The organism is Burkholderia sp. NLJ2 (genome assembly GCF_049487195.1).
GTDB classification, from domain to species: Bacteria; Pseudomonadota; Gammaproteobacteria; order Burkholderiales; family Burkholderiaceae; genus Burkholderia; species Burkholderia pyrrocinia.
This window is the reverse complement of record NZ_CP137810.1, coordinates 2,139,314-2,157,102: the sequence shown is the minus strand read 5'-3', so window position 1 is coordinate 2,157,102 and position 17,789 is coordinate 2,139,314. Positions and strand designations below refer to the sequence as shown.

Here is a 17,789-nt window from a genome sequence, read left to right as displayed (position 1 = left end):
CGTAAATGGAATCGATCGTGTTCGGGTCAGACTGCGGAGTCAGATGCACTGGGAGACGATGCAGCATCGAGCACCGGCGGATGCGTGACCATCGACTTCAGGTCGACGTCCGATGCACGCAGCTTCGTGGCATCGGGAATCGGGCGGCGTGTTTCGTCGGACGACGCGAAGAGCGTTTCGAACGCGCGGGCCGCATCGAGCAGTGCGAGATCGCCACGGAAAGCGCCGATCATCTGCAGCCCAAACGGCATGCCCCGATGATCGACTCCGCACGGCAGCGACAACGCCGGATTCGTCGCGAGCGTCACGACGTACGTGAGCGACAGCCAGCGATAGTAGTTCTCCAGTTCGACGCCATTCACCGATTTCAGATACGGCTGCGTCCACGGGAACGGCGAGACAGGTGTCGTTGGCGAAAGAATCACGTCATAACGGTCGAACAGCGTCTGGAAGCGGCGAAACAGTCGCGTCTGGTCGCCGTGCGCACGCACGCAATCCGCAAGACCGAGGCCGATACCCATTTCATAGTTCGCGCGCGGATTCGGGCCAAGCGAATCGGGGTCGGTCTCATACGCCTTTTGAAGGCCGGCGACGAAGGCCTCCGCGCGAAGTACATCGAAGCAGCGATGCGCACCCTCGAAGTCCACTTCGATCGGCTCGCATACGGCCACCTCGCGACGGATAAACTCGATCTTGCGTCGGAACGTGGCACGGATGTCGTCGTCCACTTCGCACACGCCGAAGTCTTCCGTGTAACCGATGCGCAGTTTCGACACGTCCGTGGGCGCGCGGCCATCCATCGTCGGATTCATCGCGAATGGATAGCCGAGTGGATCGCTGCCCGACAGGCCGACCGTCGCCGCGAGTTGCAGCCACGTGTCGTCGACGGTGCGCCCCATCGGCCCAACCACTGCAATCGGCGTCCAGCCGAGCGGCTTTCGATCGCTCGGCACGAGTCCCGGCGACGTGCGCATTCCGACCACGCCGCACTTCGCTGCGGGAATGCGCAGCGAGCCGCCGGTGTCGGAACCGCTGGCCAGCGGCACCATGTCGAGCGCGAGCGCCACCGCCGAGCCGCCCGACGAACCGCCCGCGTTCAGGCGCGGATCGAACGGATTGCCCGTCGCGCCCCACACGGGATTGAAGCTGTTCGCGCCCGCGCCCATTTCCGGCACGTTGGTCTTGCCGACGACAATCGCGCCCGCCGCGCGCAGCCGACGCACCAGCGTGTTGTCGTGGGCGGGTACGTTCGCGCGATAGAGCGGCGAGCCGTAAGTGGTCAGAAGACCTTCGGTCTCTTCGAGATCCTTGATACCGATCGGCAAGCCGTGCAAGGGACCGACGGCATCGCCGCGTGCGAGCGCGATATCGGCAGCACCGGCTTCGATGCGCGCGCGTTCGAAGCTCGTCGCCGTGATGGCGTTGACATACGGATTGAGCCTTTCGATTCGCGCGATGCAGGCTTCGAGCAATTCGACGGCGGAGATTTCGCGTGCCTGCAAAAGCGAGCGCAGCGCAACGGCACTATGACGTGTGAGTTCGTAACGGTCGTTCACCGGACAGTCCTTCAAGCGACAATGCAAGAGTCCGCTCAATGTAGACGACGAGAAAAACGATCGCTAGTGATGTTTATCGAACGGTCAGTTCACTTTTGCTCAACGCGCGAGGGCGGAGACAGTTCGCCGCTGAGCCGCTCGATAAACGATTGCAGCAGAGGCGGCAACGCGCGCCGCGCGAGGGTTTGAATTTCGATGGCGCGTTCGCCGATGGCGAGTTCCGGAACGGGCAGCGCGACGAGTTCTCCGGACGCCAGGTGCGGACGCACGAAGAGTTCGCCGCTGAACGTAATGGCGTCGCTCGCGAGCACGAACCCCAGGAGTGTTTCGAGCGTTGCGCTGCGGAGCACGCTCGTGCATGCGACGCCTTCGCGGCTGCAATAGATATCGATCAGCTTGTGCAGCGTCGAATGCACACCCGGCAATGCGAGCGGATACGCAAGCAACTCACGAAACGAAACCTGTGCAGACCGCGCGAGCGGATGAGATGACGCGACGATCGCGAACACGGGAGAGGGTGCTGAAAACGCGACGTGAATATCTTTCGCCGGGCCGAAGCTGAACGTGAGGCCGACATCGCATTCGGCTTCGCGCACGCGCTGCGTGACGTCGGCGGCCGCATCGACGACGACTTCGAACGATGCGGGTGCGACGGTGCGGCGGAAGTCCGCCATCGCGCGCGGCAGGAAGGTGGAGGCGAATCCTTCCGTGCAGGCGATGCGGATCGTGCGTTCGGTTTCGCCGCGAAGCGCGTCGATTTCCAGCGAAATCTGCTCGGCGTCGAGTTGCGAGCGACGCGCGTAGGCGGCGAGCATTTCACCCGCTTTGCTCGGGACCATGCCGCGCGATTGCCGTACAAAAAGCTGCGCGCCGAGTTCGCTTTCGAGCCGCGCGATCTGGCGGCTCACGGCGGATGGCACGACGTTCAGCCGGTTGGCGGCATCGGCGATGGAGCCGGTGTTGACGACTTCGAGGAAGTAACGGACGGCGGCTTCCTGAAGAATGCGGGCGCTCATGGTGGATCGACGGGACGCGGAGTTTCCCATGATAGCGCCTGTCCGGCTGGCAAAGCGATCAGGCCTCCTCGGCGGTGACAAGGCGTGCACGGGTCTCGGGCGTCAGTCGTATCGACAGACTGGTGATGACCGCAAACGCTGTCGCCACGATCAGGAAGCCGAATACCGTGTCGTAGTTGCCCGTGATCGAAACCAGCAGGCCAATGACGGCGGGCGCGACGAATCCTGCGACCTGTCCGCCGAAATTGACCATGCCCGCACCTGTGCCGATGAGCTTGTGCGGCAGGAATTTGACCGGAAGCGCGAAGACACCCGCGAACACGAACGACTTGAAGAAGTAGACGATCGACTGATACGCGATCACGCCCGTCACCGTTTCCGCGGTGTACATCTCGTAGAGAAAGAAGCCGGAGATCGCGCAGCACGCGGCCATCAGCCACTTCTCGCGGCCGTCGAACCAGCGTGTGAGAATCCAGCCGCCCAGCGCTGTCGATACGCTCGCTGCGACGAAGGGAAGCGGCATGAGCATGCCGACTGCCTTGAGGTCGAGATGGCGCTCGGTCAGAAGATACGCGGGCATCCACGCATCGAGTCCCTTGTTGACGATGCCCATGCAGAACCATGTGAGCAGAATCTTCCACATGAGCGGCATCTTGAGGAGCGCGCGCGTTGCCGCGCCGTCGATGCGCGCGGAACGGCCAGCCGAATCGCGTTTCCGATGCGTGTCCTTCACCGCGATCAGATAGACGAGTGCGAACACGAGACCCGCGCCGCCAGCGACGAAGAACGCATGACGCCAGCCGAGATAGAGGATGAGCGGCGCGATAGTCAGTGGTGCGATGAAGCTGCCGACATAGTTGGACGACATCAGGAACGCCGACATCTTCGGGCGATCCTCCCGCGCACACGATTCGGTCACGCCCTTCACTGCAGCACCGGGATAACCGCCTTCGCCGAGACCGAAGATGAAGCGGATCGCGATCAGCGAAGCAAGCGACCACGCGAGACCGGTCATCAACGTGAACAAGGACCAGAACGCGACGGACACGACGATGACCTTTTTGCTCCCCCAGCGATCCGCTATCCATCCGCCGGGAATCTGCATGGCCGCGTAGCCGATATAGAACGTGCTCATGACGACACCCTGCACCGCAGTGCCGACATGGAACTCCTTGCCGATGGCAACGAGCGAAAGCGCGATCGCCGAGCGATCGATATAGGAGATGCAAAAGCCGAGGTAGAGCAGCGCGAATACCGCAAGGCTGGCACGCCTGCTTTTATTGGGGTCGATCATGGTGGACATCTGCCGATATAGGGAAGATCGGGCCCGCGTCGGTGATGCCGAGCAGTCCCACCGCGACTAGTCGAATTGATCGTAAGTAGCCGCAAATGGGTCGACAAGTGACATATTCAGATCGCTCCGTTCGCGAAAACGCACCTGAGAAGCGCGGCGACGGGGGGGATTGGCGGAGTTTTCCTGGCGGATGAAAGACGCCCTGCGAGTGCCTGCGGCCGGATGGGTGCGTGCGGCGGGACAATCTGGCCACCAATAAGACACGTCGGAGGAAGAACAAACCGGTCGACATGAAGAAGACGTTTGAGCGGGTCCTCCGCAACTACCCGGACCTTCCCAAACGCGGCTGGCCTGACCTGCCATGGATGCGCGCGATCGATCTGGATTTCAAGATATTTGGATTCAAACCGGGCGACCGCGTCTACCTCGACGTCAACTATGTCACCCGGAAGATCACGATCTCGCCTGACTACAGCCAGTTAGCACTGCGCGAGCTGCCGTACCACGACCCTGAACCGTAAGACATGACAAGCAGGAGCCGCTAAATACGGCTCTTGCTGGTGGGTGCGCACATCAACGACGATCCCGACTCGGAACTGATCGAGGAATTCACGACTGCTTCGCTCGCGCCTTTTTCCGATGTCGCCGCGCATGGGCGCTGCCAACCTGCTCGTTTGCCCGAACGCGGATGCGGGGAATCTCGCGTACAACCTGCTCAAGACCGAGGCGGGCCGAAATGCACCGGCGGAACCGTTCCTGCCGAACGCCAACGCACCCGTGAATACCCTCGCTTCGAACTCGACGGTGCAGCGGATCGCGAACATGGCAACATCGCCGGCGATCGACGCCGATCGCAACGCATCTACCTGATCGACCGTTCGAAGCTGGGCGGCGAGAACGCCGCAAGGCATCGCCTGGCCGGCTCCCGGTGGTCACGGGTTTCACTATTCGACCGCGTCGTGAACCAATGTTGCGGGGTATTCGATTAGGGATGCTGGACATGTCTCCCTGCGGCATCGCGTCGCAACTTCCCCTGTGTGATGCGCCGGCTTCACACCGTTCCGGAGCCATTTCTGTCGATATCATCCGATAATTGTCTTTTATTTTCGTCTAAAATCGCGCTTCTTCTTACTTTAAGATGGAAGGACGTTTTGAAAAGACTGACGAAAAACCTCTCGCGCACGGCCATTGCCGCGTGCGTTGCCTATGCAGGGCTCTTGCCCTTGTCCCAGTCGGCCCAAGCCCAGGTCGAACCCCTGAAGAATCCCGTCTACGGCGTCACGCTCGACGATCTGACGAAACTCGATGCGATCATCGCGTCGCTGCAGAACCTGCCGTACCGGCCGACCGTGCGTGTCGTGTTCGATCCGGGTACGTCGGCCGCGGACTACTATGCACCGCTGCTGCGCCTGCACGCCGTCGCATACGTGATGGGCGAGGTCTACGATTCCTACTATTTCCCGACGGATCTCGCCACGTATAAAGCGAGAACGCAGGAACTGGTGTCGCAACTGAAGAACACCGTCGACGTGTGGGAGATCGCCAACGAAATCAACGGCGAATGGCTGCGCAGCGACCCGAGCGGTACGAACTCGGTGGTCAATTCGGAAGAACAGCAGATCGGCCAGATGGTCGCCGCGGCCAACACGATCGTGAAATCGAACGGCGGCAAGACTGCGATCACGCTGTACTACAACGACGACAGCAAGGGCAACAACTGCTGGGAGAAACCCCAGGACTACTGGAAGACCTGGCCGACGACGTTCCTGTCCTCGACGGTTCGCCAGCAGGCCGACTACGCGCTGTTCAGCTACTACCCGTACCAGGATTGCCCGGGGCTGAGCCCGACGTGGAAGAACGATTTCGCGGCGCTGGAAAGCATCTTCCCGAACGCGAAGGTCGGCTTCGGCGAAATCGGTACCTCGGATACCGCCGCGCCGGCATCGGTGCAGCAGAACCTGATCAAAACCTATTACCCGATGGTCAACAGCATGGCCGACCCGCGTTTCATCGGAGGTTTCTTCTGGTGGAACTACGCCGAACAAATGGTCCCGTACACGACGAGCTCCTACTTCCAGTTGCTGCGTCAAACGATCATCACCCTCAAGTCGCCCAGCTGATTGCGCGATCCGCGCGTAAGCGTCAGCGTCGCTGGTTAGAACCACAATGTCGCGCGTACCACGAGACCACGTGCGCGTGCCGCTGACGTCAATGGAAACCGGTATTGCACCGTGACATCGAGATAGCTTGCCGGTGCGCTATACCTGCCTTCGCGAAACCAGTACCGAAACTGGATGCCGGGCCCCGCGCCGATTGCCGTCTTGTCCGGCTGGCGGTTGTCGTGATCGCCGGCCACCGCGGCATGCGGGTAGACGGTCAGCCGATCGCTGAGCGCCGTCAAACGCCAGGTGTGCCCGTAACGCAACTCCGAATAGATGATGTATCGGCCTGCCTTGATGAAGTACGCCCCTTCGACATAGGCCTGCCAGCTGCGCCAGCTCGGTTCGGTGACCCGCAGGTCGGTGCCCGCTTCCGACGAATAGCCGAGGCGCATCAGCCAGTCCGTCATCGACAGGCTGCCGACGTGGAAAAGCCGCTCGGCGGTCATTACGACGTTCTGGTCGGGTATCGGCTTGTAGCGCACCCCAACCGACCCCTGCACGGTCGGCATGCCGGTCACGTTGCCTTCTCCGTCGTATGCCGTGCCGTATCCGCGCACGAAGAACTGGAGAATGCGCCCGTTCTGGTAGCCGATCTTCGGCGGCTGCCAGTACGCCTCGATACCCGGCTGCAACACGCTGATGGTGCCTTGCGGACCGAACGCGGCCGACTGGTACGGCGCGCTCAGCACGAAGCCCCAGGTGCGCTGAAGTTGCTCGACTTCGCGCCGATAGCCGAACTTGTGCTGCGCATCGAACGTGTGTTCGTTTTCATCGGCGTCGAGACTGTGCTCGAACAGCTCGACGGACTGCTCGTTCAAGCCGATACGCTTGGCGGCATAACCTGCGTCCGCGTAGTTCATCGCGTTGCCGGCTCCGCCGTCGAAGCCCTCCTGGAACGCGTCGAGCGCCTCGCGATCCTTGTGTTCCCGCAGCAGGTCATAGGCCTGCTGCAACTTCCGTGTCGCGGTATCGTCCATCGGTATTTGTGGCGCCTGCTCGGGTTGCTGAGCCTGAGTCACGATCGACACGGCCATCTTCCGCTCGGCGTCCGTCGACGCGTCGCGGGCCGCGAGGTCCGCCACGCGGATGGCGCTTTCGCGATCGCCCGACATCAAGCTCAACTGCGCGATACGCAACTGAATCACGGCGGATTTTTCATCTGCCAGCGGCGCCAGCGCAACGCCGGCTTCATGCAGGCGATTCGCCGCGAGCGCGCTGTCGAACCATGCGAGACGCAGGTTGCGCTGTTGCTCCTTGCTCCATTTGCCCGTCTCGACGGCGGCCGAGAAATCGCTGCACGCGACGTCGTAACGCTTCTGCCGCTGCGCCAGGTAGCCATGCTCCGCCTGTACTGCCGCGCTCTTCGGAAAACGGACGCGCAGCGATCCCACGATGGCGTCCGCTTCGTCGATTTTTCCTTCTCGCTTGAATACGTCCAGGAGCAGCAATCCGAGTTGCTCGCTTCCGGGCTGAATCTTGAGGGCGCGCTGCGCATAGTCCTCCGCGCGAGGCAGGTCGCCGGTGCCGATCGCCTTGTATGCGCCGTCGGCGAGCCGATACGCTTTCGGCGTGAGCGGCTGCGTGGCGTACGCCGGGGCTTGCCAGGCCAGCGACACGGCGATCGCCAAGGCGCTCGACCGGGCGCAGCGCTTGAGGCCGACCGAGATCGGGAGTCTGGAGCGTTTCATGCCTGTTCTCCGGAAGGTCGCCTCATCGGAGATCCCTGCGACGTCGCGTCTTCGCCGTCGCGTGCCCGTGCGAGTTCGACGAAGCGCGAGTGTCGGGCGAGTTCGGCTGCGATCTCCACATCGCAGGCAATGAAATAGGCAACGTTCGTCCTGGCGCCGCGACGCACGACATCCTGTTCGTCTTGCGTGAGCGGGCGCCCGACCGCCACGTTCAGCGTTCCGTCGTCTGCGGTCGAAAACGGGACGGCCCGATACGCGTACTGCAGCTCGAATGCCAGCGAATCCGCGAAGTGGCCGACCGCCACATTGCCCAGGCTTACCCGCGGGAGTTCCGCTTGCTCGGCGATCGCGTCCGCCAGCGATTCGGTGGAGATCGCGCTGCCTTCGATCAACAGCTCGCCCAGCCGTTTGCCGCATGTCAGCTGTTTCTCGAGACTTCGCTGCAATTGCTCCAGTGAAACCACGCCCCAACCGACCAGGATCTCGCCGACCTTGAGACGCACTTTCCCGAGCTGTTCGTTCGACAGGTAGGTATGACTGGTCTTGTCCCAGGCGATGGGCTTGCCGCTGACGAGGTGGCCGATATAGATGCGCCACGCGCGGCAAACCGCGTAGAAATTGATCAGGTTGTTGACGAACATCCTCGGAATCGAGAGCAGCCCCTGGACCGGGCCGTTCAGCTTGCTGACGAAGTAGTAGCGCTGCCCGGCGCGGGCGAACAGCATGACGGTGTTCACCCACAGCAGCGGAGCCATCCAGTTGCTCGTCGTGACGAGAGAGGTGCTGACGGGAACGACGTGACCGAATTTCTGAAGGGCCGCAATCGCCAGGAAATTGATCAGTACACCGTAAGCAATCACTGAAAACAATGATGTGACGATACCCTTGCGGTCATGGAAGAACATGTAGCGGGTGCGGAAATCCCCCTTCCAGCCGAGTTGCTCCCACCCCTGAAAGGCAATGCCGAGGATCCAGCGCGCACGCTGCCGATATGCGGTGCGAAATGTTTTTGGAAAATACTCGCGCGTGGCGAGCAGGTTTCGATTGGCGGCTCTGCCATTTGCACGCTTGGCCCCTGCATCGTGCGTGATATCCGAAAGCGGAAAGCGGGCAAACGTCTCTGTCATGCCCAGGTCTCTCAGCCGGAAGCTGAAGTCGTAATCCTCGGTCAGCGAACTGGTGTTGAACGGACAGCCGTTGCGTTCCTTCATCGCCGCTTCGATGGCGCGCCTGCTGTAGCAGGATGCAACGCCGGCGCCCGGGACGATGCCGGTCAGGCGGGCTCGCGCCGGCACATCCTTCTGGTGCGTTTCGCTGAAGTCGTCCAGATAGCATCCGGCCACGAACTCGTTCCATTTCCGCGGCAACGACAGAACAGGAAGCTGGACCAGGTCGCTATCCGCAACGGCATGGCTGAGGTATTTGAGTTCGATCGGATGAATGACATCTTCGCAGTCGTGCATCACGACGCCCGCGAACTGAATACGATGCGTCGTTTCGTAACGCAGGATTGCTTCGATGATCCAGTTCAGGCAGTCCGCCTTGCAAGTCGGCCCGTCGTTCATGACCGTTGCGCGCGTCACCCGGCCCGGATACCGGCGAACCATCCGTTCGACTTCCGCCGTGGTTTCTGCGTCGTTGTGATAGGTTCCGACGAAGATGACATATCGCTGGTATTCGATGGTCGCCAATGTGTTTTCAATCATTTTGGCGATCACGTCATATTCTTTCCACGCCGGCACCATGAGTGCGAGATAGCGCTCTTCCTCGGCGCGCAGCATGCCGATATCGATAGTCTGCGTTTTTTCGTGACGCAGCATCCGCCCGATTTCGAATGACCAGTAGCAGGCGTCAAGCGTAAGGTCATCCAGTGTACTTATCAGGATGACGATCGCGGTCAAAATGGCGATAATGTCAAATGCATATAAATATGCAGTCCATATTGCGTTATCCATCATTTCCCCGAGATTTTGTATTGTGCTTGATTGTTCTCCCTGTACCGACGCAGGACGAAAATCTCTCCGTCCTCGTCGACCCCGTCACTCCCACTTCGCGGCTTGAGGCAAAATAAATCCCTTCACTCGAAAAAGACTCTGTCGGCGTTGATCTTTATCGATGCGATCACGTAATATCATTAAAAATGAAACGTGTTCAGTGGATGACTTTTGAAATGGACTTTCCTCGCTTGCTTCCGTTTCCTGCCAGTATGGATCCTGCACCATTAATGCTTGCGGTCGCTCTCGATCCAGTTTCTCGCAACGCTCCCTGCGTACCGTCGTTTCAATACACAGGTGACAAAGCAAGTCGCGCGCCATTGCCGTTCCACCCTTGACCGTCCGGGCGTCGCGGGGTGCCGCACAAGATCGGCACACCGAATCCGAGCCAAACGTTTCAGTGCTGAAACACGGGGTCGATTGATCCGATGAAACGTAATTTGCAGACCCGTTGCCAAACCCTGGCTGCCGCCATCGGGAAATCGCCACGCGATTCCAGCAATTGCTGACCGGGAAGATCGACGGCGAACCAGAAAAAATCAGCCGCTCCAGTCGCCATCACATATGCGAGCCACCCGAGTCGATTGCCGAGTCGCTATCCGCGAAGCGTTGGGAAGAAATGGTTTTCCCTGAATCGTCCGAGCAGACTCACTTGTTTGTCAGATGACAGCTTCGACAGCGGATACGTTGCACACCTGAAACGTTTTATCGCAACAATTCTGGATCGCGATGACGCGCCGATTTCAGTGTCTCGATCCCGTGCCCATTTGCGACCGATGGTACGGTTCTAGCTTGAATATAAAAACTTCCTTTCCTGGATTTTTGTCTGGCATCAGGTGCGCAGGAATAATTAAAGACATAACACCCTGATTATGAACGGCGGCACTGCCGTGCTCGTTTCGTTAACGAGATGGATTTATTTTGTATATCAAAGGATGAAAATCATGATTTCTCATCGCAATCGATATTTTCGGAGCGGATTTAGCACTGTCGGGTCACTCGTCACATTAATCTCTGCGCTTGCCTTCACCGTCGCCGTGCAGGATGCGAATGCGCAGGGGAATGGCAATTCATCTGCCGTAAAGATCAAACCGCCTCCGTTGCCGAACGGTTCCGCCCAGGCCGTGGTGAAGCCGGGTATGTCCGACGAGGAATGGGAGAAGGCATACAAGGAGACGGGGCGCCCCAAGTTCAACTTGAAATCCGTCAAGAAAGCCGGTGGCAACGTGCAACGCGACTAGGGAGAAACGGCCATGAAAAAGATCTTGCTTGTCATAGCCCTGCTTGCCGGACTCGCGCAAATGACGTTGCCGGGCACGGCGCACGCGCAGGCCACCACGGCACATACGCTCGTGCTGTACGACAACCCGGCCAACGACCCGTATTCGAAGCTTGGCCTGATGTACAGCATCATGTTGAGGAACCTGCTTGGCCATTTCAACGCGACGGTCGACCTGGTTCCGATACAGAACTACACGGCCGGAATGGTGACGAACCACGACGTCACGTTCTATATCGGCGACTACTACAACAACCCGATCCCGACGGCGTTCATGAGCGACGTGATGACCACCACGAAGACCGTGGTCTGGTTCAAGTACAACTTGTGGCAGTTGGCATGGAACACGGCGTACACCTTCAACCAGACCTTCGGGTTCAGCTTTCAAGGCATTGCCGGGTTGAACACGACGCCTTCGTCGAGCAATCCGAATCCCGGCTTCTACGACACGGTGACGTACAAGAACCTGTCGATGGTCAAGTACTACGCGTATAACGCGTCGACCGGCGCCATCAGTGCGGACCCGGATGTCGGGCTGACCCAGATCGTCGATGCCACCAAGGCGCAAGCACTCGTCACCATCAAGAACAGCAAGAGCGGCGCAACCACGCCATACATCATGCGCTCGGGCAAGTTCTGGTATTTCGCGGACATGCCGTTTTCCTACATCGGGCCGACGGATCGATACCTGGTGATATGCGACATCCTGCACGACATCCTGCAGACCAATGCCCCGGTGAATCACCGCGCTCTCGTACGTCTGGAGGATCTCGACGCGTATACCACGACGAGTTCGATGAAAAGGCTCACGGACTACCTGTACTTGAAGAGGATTCCGTTCACGATGGCCACCATTCCCGTGTATACGGATCCGAACGGCTATTACACCGGCGGCGTCCCGGAGACGATCCATCTTGCGCAGGCAACAGGCCTCAAGAGTTCGCTGAACTACGCGATCGCGCGCGGCGGCTCGATCGTGATGCACGGCCTTACGCACCAGTACGATTCGACGCCGAATCTTCTCACTGCGGTCAGCGGCAGCGACTATGAGTTCTGGTATGCGGTCCAGAACCGTCCCGTCGATGAGGATTCCATTCAATGGGCGGAAGGCAGAATGGCCGACGGCATCCTCGAGTTCACGACCAACGGCTACAAGATCGTCGGCTGGGCCGCGCCGCAGTACCAGGTGTCGCCGTTGGCAGCGGCGGCCACAGCCCTCACGTTCCCGACGACGTTCCAGCGGGCCGTCTACTACACCGCGACCAAGCCGCAACTCGGAACGGGGGCGCCCAACCAGGACTTTTCAGCCGGGCAGTTCTTCCCGTACATCATCAACTCCGATTACTACGGGCAGCGGATCATCCCGGAGAACCTGGGCAGTATCCAGTACAACATCTGCAATATCGACCCGTTCTCGTGCATCACGTACTCGTGGCAGACAATCGTCACCAATGCTCAATACGGATTGGCGGTGCGGGACGGTTTCGCGTCCTTCTTCTTCCATCCGTACTGGCTTGAACCCGATCTCGGATTACCGGCCTACCAGGACTTCCAGAGCCTGATCACCGGCATTACGAATCTCGGCTACAAGTGGGTGGACGGCACGACGGCCAAGTGACGTGAACGTGGCGGCAACCTCGTGCGACCCGCATCGAAAATGCGGGTCGCACGTTTGCGTTTGATCGGCTACGATGACGCGCAAGCATGCTTCCGGGGAGCCAGCGATGACCACGTACGCGATCCCGGCTTTGCGCAAGATCCAACAGCGTATGGGCCGGTTTCGGCTGGCAGGCCGACGGCGCCGCCGCGCTGACGCGCCGCGTTCGCCCCGGGCGGCGACGCTCGCGGCCATCGGCGCATCGATCGTCGTGGCAGCATGCAGCTGGACAGCGCACGACGTTCGCGCCGACGGCATCGTCTGGCAGGTGGACAACACGACGACGAATCCCGTCGGAAACTGGCAGATGCTCGGCGTACACGATCTGTTGATCCAATGGACCGTCGTCGACGATACCGCGTACGTTGCCAACACCCGTATCCCTACCGCGGCGCACCTTCCCGACTGGCAACGCATCGGTCGCGAGCCGTGGGCCAGAAACGTCATCCTGGGCCTGGCCGGCTACCAGGACGAAAAACGTGCGCGCACCCACCTGGCGACGCTCGCGGACCAGTCCGCGGAGGTGGTGCGCGTACCTGTCCCGCTGCATGTCGCCGGCTACTACTTCCCGGTCGAAATCGATCCGACCTGGCAGGAGGCGCCCAAGCTTGCCGAGATCCTGCAGCGGCTGCCTCGGCCGCTTTGGGTGAGCGTCTACGACCAGACCAACATCGGCGGAAAAACACTGGCTGACTGGCTCGCATCGTGGCTGCCGTCGGACGTCGGGGTGTTTTTCCAGGACGGCTGCGGGGTCTATGCCCGAGAGCCATCCGTCGCGCGTACGTACCTCGACGAGCTGACTTCACGCCTGGGCAAACGACGCGTGCGGGTCATCGCCGAGGCCTTCCGGCCAGCCGAGCATGGCGGATTCCGTTCTGCCAGCGCCGAGGAATTGAGCAAGCAGCTATTGGCTTATCGCGGCTATCAAGTCTATCTGTTCGATGGTCCCCACTATGTGTCGGACGACCTCACGCGCGCGCTCATGACACGGACGGCCAAGCCACCCGCTGCCGGTACGGAGCGCTGAGCCTGCTTCGCCCCCGGTAAACAGGGGCAGGCAAGGGCCGTGCGCGACGAAACAATCGGCTGCATTGAATTGCCGCGACAGCCCCATTTAATGACCAAACCGCAAGACCTAGTGCATAGATATCGTTTGCCGCGGCCTTAATGACTATCGACAATCGTGGCTCGAATTCGCCGCCGCGGCGCCAGAAGCATCACGGCGGCAGGCACCGGATGGCTATCCCGGCCGTCCGCGCCATCCAGCTCACGACGACATGTACGCGTTCACTCCTTCATTCCAGAATCCCGCCGGCTCGCCGATTCGCGAGTTGTTCAAGTACCTGTCCGAACCGGGGATGATTTCCTTCGCGGGCGGCTATCCGGCCAGCGACCTGTTCGACGTCGACGGCCTGAACACGGCCGCCGAACGCGCGTACGCGCAGCCCGTCCGCTGCCTGCAATACGGCCCGACCGACGGCCTTGCCGAACTGAAGCAGCAACTGATCGCGCTGATGGCGCGTCGCGGCGTCGCGTGCACACCGGCCGAACTGCTCGTCACGACCGGATCGCAGCAGGGCCTCGACCTGCTGCTGCGCGTGATGGTGTCGCCCGGCGACGTCGTGCTGACCGAACAACCGGCCTATCCGGCGACGCTGCAGGCGATGCGTCTGCAGCAGGCGCGCATCGTGACGATCCCGGTCGACGGCGAAGGCCTCGACGTCGATCGTCTCGCCGCACAGCTCGCGTCCGGCGCGATCGCCCAGCCGAAGCTGCTCTACACCGTCCCGACCTTCGCGAACCCCACCGGCGCGACGCTCACGCGCGAACGCCGGCTGAAGCTGCTGCGTCTCGCGGTGCAATACCGTTTCCTGATCATCGAGGACGATCCGTACGGCGACCTGCGCTTCGCGGGCGAAGCCGTGCCGTCGATGCTCGCGCTCGCCGGCGAAGTGGACGGCGCGCGCGACTGGATCGTGCATTTCGCGAGCCTGTCGAAGATCGTCGCGCCGGGGTTGCGCGTGGGCTGGACGATCGCGCCGGCCGAGATCGCGCGGCGCTGCGTGATCGCGAAGCAGACGGTCGACCTGTGCAGCACGCCGTGGACGCAGGCCACTGCCGCCGAATATCTGGCCGACGGCGCGCTCGAACGCCATCTGCCGCGCATCACGGCCGCGTATCAGCGCAAATGCGACGCGATGTGCGACGCGCTGCGCGACGGTTTCGGCGATGCGATCGAATTCCATCGCCCGGAAGGCGGGATGTTCGTGTGGGCACGGATCGGCGCGGTGTCGTCGGACGTGCTGCTGCAACAGGCGATCGCCAACAAGATCGTGTTCGTACCCGGCAAGGCGTTCTTCGCGGACAACGTCGACGCGGCATCGCTGCGCCTGTCGTTCGCCGCGCCGGACGTCGACGCGATCCGGGAAGGCGTCGCGCGCCTCGTGCGCGCGTATGGTGCGGCGCTGGCCGCGTGAGGAGACATGAACGTGAATATCACCGTCAACGAAACGGCATCGATGGGCGCAGCGTCAGTCGCTGGCGATAACCGGCCGGCAAAGCATCGCTCGTCGCAGATCAGCGCGGGGCCGCAGTATGTGGCCGACGTGCTCGGCCGTTTCGGCGCGGAGCCGACGACCGATGCCGGCGATGCGGCGCCGGTCGTACTCGGCTACAACTGAATGGCACGAACGCGGCGGCATTGCACGCGAGCCGTTGCCGAAGCAAACGGTTAAGCTTGCGCGATCGACACACGTCCGATCGCCGCCGCCCCTTATGTCCGACTCAGCCTCCGAATCGCTCAACGAAACGTACGACCGCCTCTGGTCCTGCCTCGAATCCGGCGTGAGCGTGCAGCGCTCGCCGTTCACGATGCTGCAGGCGGCAACGCTCGGCCTCGATGGTGCACCGAAGGTGCGTACGATCGTGCTGCGCCAGGTGAGCCGCGCCGATCGCGTGCTGTCGTTTCATACCGATGCGCGTTCGGAAAAAGTCGCGGAGCTGCGCCGCGATCCGCGCATCTCGATCGTCGCGAACGATCTCGATGCGCTCGTGCAGATTCGCGCGGAAGGCGTTGCGTCGATCTGCGACGACGACGGGCAGCGGCGCGCAATCTGGCAATCGAGCCGTCCGCATACGCTGTTGCTGTATCGCGCACCGTTGCCGCCCGGCACGCCGGTCGCCTCGCCTGAAGAAGCGCATGTCCCGGCGAGCCAGGGCACCGCGCCGACCGGCGACGGCTATGAAAACTTCTGCCTGATCCACATGACCATCAAGCGCATCGACTGGCTCGAACTCGCGCGCACCGGCCATCGTCGAGCGGCATTCGACTTGAACGAAAGCGGCTGCGAAGGCCGCTGGATTGCTCCCTGATCCGGACGCAGGCCGCTCAAGGCCGCTCGTCCGCCGCCGCCTGCCCGATCATCCAGTTTCGCATCACGGCGATCGCATCGTCGTCGCGGCGCTCGGCCGGATACACGAGATAGAACCCCACCGACAGCGGAAACGCGAAATCGAACGGCTTGCACAGCCGGCCTGCGGCGATATCGCGTTCGACCAAAGGATCGGTCGCGAGCGCAATCCCCTGGCCGGCCACGGCCGCATCGATCGCGAGCGACGTCTGGTTGAAGCGCAACCCCTTGTGCGGATCGATATCGACAGGCTCGGGCATCGCTTCAATGAACTCGGGCCACAGGTCGTGCGCATCGTGCAGCAATACGTGGCCGGCGAGCGCACGCGGTGACGCGGGCGCGGCCAGCAGCGCGGGGCTGCAAACGGCGCACACATCGAGCGGGAACAGCGCATGCGCGGCGAGATGCTTGCCGAACGGCGGCTTGCCGTAGCGGATCGCGAGATCGACGCCGTCGTGGCGGAACGTCGCGAGCTGCGGGTCGGCGATCACGCGCACGTCGTAGTCGGGATGTGCGTCGGTGAACTGCGCGAGCCGCGGGATCAGCCACTTCGATGCGAACGACGGCGTCGTGCTGATCGTCAGCGCCGCGCGCCGCTTCACGAGCTTGTCGGTTGCATCGGCGATCGCGTGCAGTGCGCGCTGCACGTCGGAGAAATACGCGGCGCCGTCGTGCGTCAGCGCGAGGCCGCGCGGCAGGCGCTCGAACAGCTTCAGGCCGAGCACGTCTTCCAGATGGCGCACCTGCTGCGCGACGGCGCCCTGCGTCACGCCGATCTCGTCGGCCGCGGCGCGGAAATTGAGGTGCCGCGCGGATACTTCGAACGCACGAAGCGCATTCAGCGGCGGCAGGCGGGAAGGGCGAGGCGGCATGGTCAGGCTGTAGAAAAACTATCGTCTGGAGGCAGAAATACTGGTTCGACAGTCGTCTGTGATGCGCCTACATTACCACCATGGCGCGCCGAATGGCGGCTGCGCGGCGGCAGGTTTCGAACGAGGAGCGGATCGTGACTGTAGAAAAAGTGGCGTTGATCACGGCGGCGGGCAAGGGCATGGGCGCGGCGATCGCGCGCGAACTGGCGGCGACGGGCTATCGCGTCGCGCTGATGTCGCCGTCGGGCAGCGCGGTGGCGCTCGGCGAGGAACTGGGCGGGTTCGGCATCCAGGGCTCGGTCACGGAAGAAGCCGATATCGACCGGCTCGTACAGGAGACGGTCGCGCGCTACGGCCGGATCGACGCGGTCGTGAACAACACCGGGCATCCGCCGAAGGGCGAGTTGCTGGCGATCACCGACGACAACTGGCACGCGGGGCTCGACCTGATCCTGCTGAACGTCGTGCGCGTGATGCGCCGCGTGACGCCGATCTTCCAGAAGCAGGGCGGCGGCGCGGTGGTCAACATCTCGAGCTTCGCGGCGGACGCGCCCGAGCAGCCGATGCCGGTGTCGTCGGCGCTGCGCGCGGCGCTGAGCGCGTGGACGCGCCTCTACGCGGAACGCTATGCGGCCGAGAACATCCGGATGAACGCGGTGCTGCCGGGCTTCATCGACAGCTGGCCGGAAACGCCGGAGATCGTCGCGCGCATTCCGGCCGGCCGTTTCGGCAAGACCGGCGAGATCGCGAAGACAGTCGCGTTCCTGCTGTCGGACGGCGCGGGCTACATCACCGGGCAGAACATTCGCGTCGACGGCGCGATCGTCAAGGCGCTCTGAGCGTCATATCGGCGAGCGGCGG

The 17,789-nt window shown here is 62.0% G+C and carries 16 protein-coding genes and 1 pseudogene; 10 read left to right on the top strand and 7 right to left on the bottom strand.

The window, feature by feature from the left end:
* Positions 1–26 precede the first annotated feature (26 nt).
* From R9B84_RS32065 to R9B84_RS32055, 3 genes are all read right to left on the bottom strand, one after another.
* Positions 27–1,556, bottom strand: a complete 1,530-nt coding sequence (locus R9B84_RS32065; protein WP_423761455.1) for an amidase — start codon at positions 1,554–1,556, stop codon at positions 27–29.
* A gap of 89 nt (positions 1,557–1,645) precedes the next feature.
* Positions 1,646–2,662 carry a LysR family transcriptional regulator gene (locus tag R9B84_RS32060; protein WP_423761454.1) on the bottom strand — a complete coding sequence of 339 codons (1,017 nt, stop codon included), beginning with the start codon at positions 2,660–2,662 and terminating at the stop codon, positions 1,646–1,648.
* Entirely contained in the window at positions 2,631–3,866 is a 1,236-nt protein-coding gene (locus R9B84_RS32055; protein WP_423761453.1) for an MFS transporter, read from the bottom strand. The genes R9B84_RS32060 and R9B84_RS32055 overlap by 32 nt, the downstream gene beginning before the upstream one ends.
* A 290-nt stretch (positions 3,867–4,156) precedes the next feature.
* Here R9B84_RS32055 and R9B84_RS32050 point away from each other — a divergent pair, with 290 nt between their 5' ends.
* From R9B84_RS32050 to R9B84_RS32040, 3 genes and pseudogenes are all read left to right on the top strand, one after another.
* Positions 4,157–4,387, top strand: a complete 231-nt coding sequence (locus R9B84_RS32050) for a hypothetical protein (RefSeq protein WP_423761452.1) — start codon at positions 4,157–4,159, stop codon at positions 4,385–4,387.
* A 97-nt stretch (positions 4,388–4,484) separates the two neighbouring features.
* A pseudogene (locus R9B84_RS32045) lies at positions 4,485–4,736 on the top strand (phosphate acyltransferase); the annotation flags it as partial.
* A 317-nt stretch (positions 4,737–5,053) separates the two neighbouring features.
* The gene (locus tag R9B84_RS32040) at positions 5,054–5,986 is read left to right on the top strand and encodes a hypothetical protein (RefSeq protein WP_423763524.1); all 933 of its coding nucleotides are present in this window, start codon (positions 5,054–5,056) and stop codon (positions 5,984–5,986) included.
* A 35-nt stretch (positions 5,987–6,021) separates the two neighbouring features.
* On the opposite strand, the gene R9B84_RS32035 is transcribed toward R9B84_RS32040, so the two are convergent.
* The 3 genes from R9B84_RS32035 to R9B84_RS32025 all read right to left on the bottom strand — a co-directional run bounded on the left by R9B84_RS32035 (position 6,022) and on the right by R9B84_RS32025 (position 10,031).
* A complete protein-coding gene (locus tag R9B84_RS32035) occupies positions 6,022–7,716 on the bottom strand; it encodes an NfrA family protein (protein WP_423761451.1) in 1,695 nt (564 codons plus the stop codon).
* Complete coding sequence (locus R9B84_RS32030) at positions 7,713–9,674, bottom strand: glycosyl transferase family protein (protein ID WP_423761450.1); 1,962 nt, start codon at positions 9,672–9,674, stop codon at positions 7,713–7,715. The genes R9B84_RS32035 and R9B84_RS32030 overlap by 4 nt, the downstream gene beginning before the upstream one ends.
* A gap of 81 nt (positions 9,675–9,755) precedes the next feature.
* Positions 9,756–10,031 carry a hypothetical protein gene (locus tag R9B84_RS32025; RefSeq protein WP_423761449.1) on the bottom strand — a complete coding sequence of 92 codons (276 nt, stop codon included), beginning with the start codon at positions 10,029–10,031 and terminating at the stop codon, positions 9,756–9,758.
* Between the two features lie 614 nt (positions 10,032–10,645).
* Here R9B84_RS32025 and R9B84_RS32020 point away from each other — a divergent pair.
* The 6 genes from R9B84_RS32020 (at position 10,646) to R9B84_RS31995 (ending at position 16,018) form a co-directional block, all read left to right on the top strand.
* Positions 10,646–10,951, top strand: a complete 306-nt coding sequence (locus R9B84_RS32020) for a hypothetical protein (RefSeq protein WP_423761448.1) — start codon at positions 10,646–10,648, stop codon at positions 10,949–10,951.
* A 12-nt stretch (positions 10,952–10,963) separates the two neighbouring features.
* A complete protein-coding gene (locus R9B84_RS32015; protein WP_423761447.1) occupies positions 10,964–12,607 on the top strand; it encodes a DUF2334 domain-containing protein in 1,644 nt (547 codons plus the stop codon).
* Positions 12,608–12,713: 106 nt separating this feature from the next.
* Positions 12,714–13,673, top strand: coding sequence for a hypothetical protein (locus R9B84_RS32010; RefSeq protein WP_423761446.1), 960 nt, complete (start codon positions 12,714–12,716; stop codon positions 13,671–13,673).
* A gap of 250 nt (positions 13,674–13,923) precedes the next feature.
* Complete coding sequence (locus tag R9B84_RS32005) at positions 13,924–15,123, top strand: PLP-dependent aminotransferase family protein (RefSeq protein ID WP_423761445.1); 1,200 nt, start codon at positions 13,924–13,926, stop codon at positions 15,121–15,123.
* 12 nt (positions 15,124–15,135) lie between these two features.
* Positions 15,136–15,327, top strand: coding sequence for a hypothetical protein (locus tag R9B84_RS32000; RefSeq protein WP_423761444.1), 192 nt, complete (start codon positions 15,136–15,138; stop codon positions 15,325–15,327).
* 94 nt (positions 15,328–15,421) lie between these two features.
* Complete coding sequence (locus R9B84_RS31995; protein WP_423761443.1) at positions 15,422–16,018, top strand: pyridoxamine 5'-phosphate oxidase family protein; 597 nt, start codon at positions 15,422–15,424, stop codon at positions 16,016–16,018.
* Positions 16,019–16,034: 16 nt separating this feature from the next.
* On the opposite strand, the gene gcvA is transcribed toward R9B84_RS31995, so the two are convergent.
* A complete protein-coding gene (gene gcvA / locus R9B84_RS31990) occupies positions 16,035–16,928 on the bottom strand; it encodes a transcriptional regulator GcvA (protein ID WP_423761442.1) in 894 nt (297 codons plus the stop codon).
* A 134-nt stretch (positions 16,929–17,062) separates the two neighbouring features.
* Between gcvA and R9B84_RS31985 the strand changes: the two genes are divergently transcribed.
* Positions 17,063–17,767 (top strand): SDR family oxidoreductase, encoded by a 705-nt coding sequence (locus R9B84_RS31985; protein ID WP_039354670.1) that lies wholly within the window; start codon positions 17,063–17,065, stop codon positions 17,765–17,767.
* Positions 17,768–17,789: the final 22 nt, after the last annotated feature.

What these genes read in the sequence shown, in the direction of transcription:
- R9B84_RS32055 (WP_423761453.1), bottom strand. Translation starts at nt 3,866, where the DNA reads ATGATCGACCCCAATAAAAGCAGGCGTGCCAGCCTTGCGGTATTCGCG.
- R9B84_RS32050 (WP_423761452.1), top strand. Translation starts at nt 4,157, where the DNA reads ATGAAGAAGACGTTTGAGCGGGTCCTCCGCAACTACCCGGACCTTCCC.
- R9B84_RS32035 (WP_423761451.1), bottom strand. Translation starts at nt 7,716, where the DNA reads ATGAAACGCTCCAGACTCCCGATCTCGGTCGGCCTCAAGCGCTGCGCC.
- R9B84_RS32030 (WP_423761450.1), bottom strand. Translation starts at nt 9,674, where the DNA reads ATGATGGATAACGCAATATGGACTGCATATTTATATGCATTTGACATT.
- R9B84_RS32025 (WP_423761449.1), bottom strand. Translation starts at nt 10,031, where the DNA reads ATGGCGCGCGACTTGCTTTGTCACCTGTGTATTGAAACGACGGTACGC.
- R9B84_RS32020 (WP_423761448.1), top strand. Translation starts at nt 10,646, where the DNA reads ATGAAAATCATGATTTCTCATCGCAATCGATATTTTCGGAGCGGATTT.
- R9B84_RS32015 (WP_423761447.1), top strand. Translation starts at nt 10,964, where the DNA reads ATGAAAAAGATCTTGCTTGTCATAGCCCTGCTTGCCGGACTCGCGCAA.
- R9B84_RS32010 (WP_423761446.1), top strand. Translation starts at nt 12,714, where the DNA reads ATGACCACGTACGCGATCCCGGCTTTGCGCAAGATCCAACAGCGTATG.
- R9B84_RS32005 (WP_423761445.1), top strand. Translation starts at nt 13,924, where the DNA reads ATGTACGCGTTCACTCCTTCATTCCAGAATCCCGCCGGCTCGCCGATT.
- R9B84_RS31995 (WP_423761443.1), top strand. Translation starts at nt 15,422, where the DNA reads ATGTCCGACTCAGCCTCCGAATCGCTCAACGAAACGTACGACCGCCTC.
- gcvA (WP_423761442.1), bottom strand. Translation starts at nt 16,928, where the DNA reads ATGCCGCCTCGCCCTTCCCGCCTGCCGCCGCTGAATGCGCTTCGTGCG.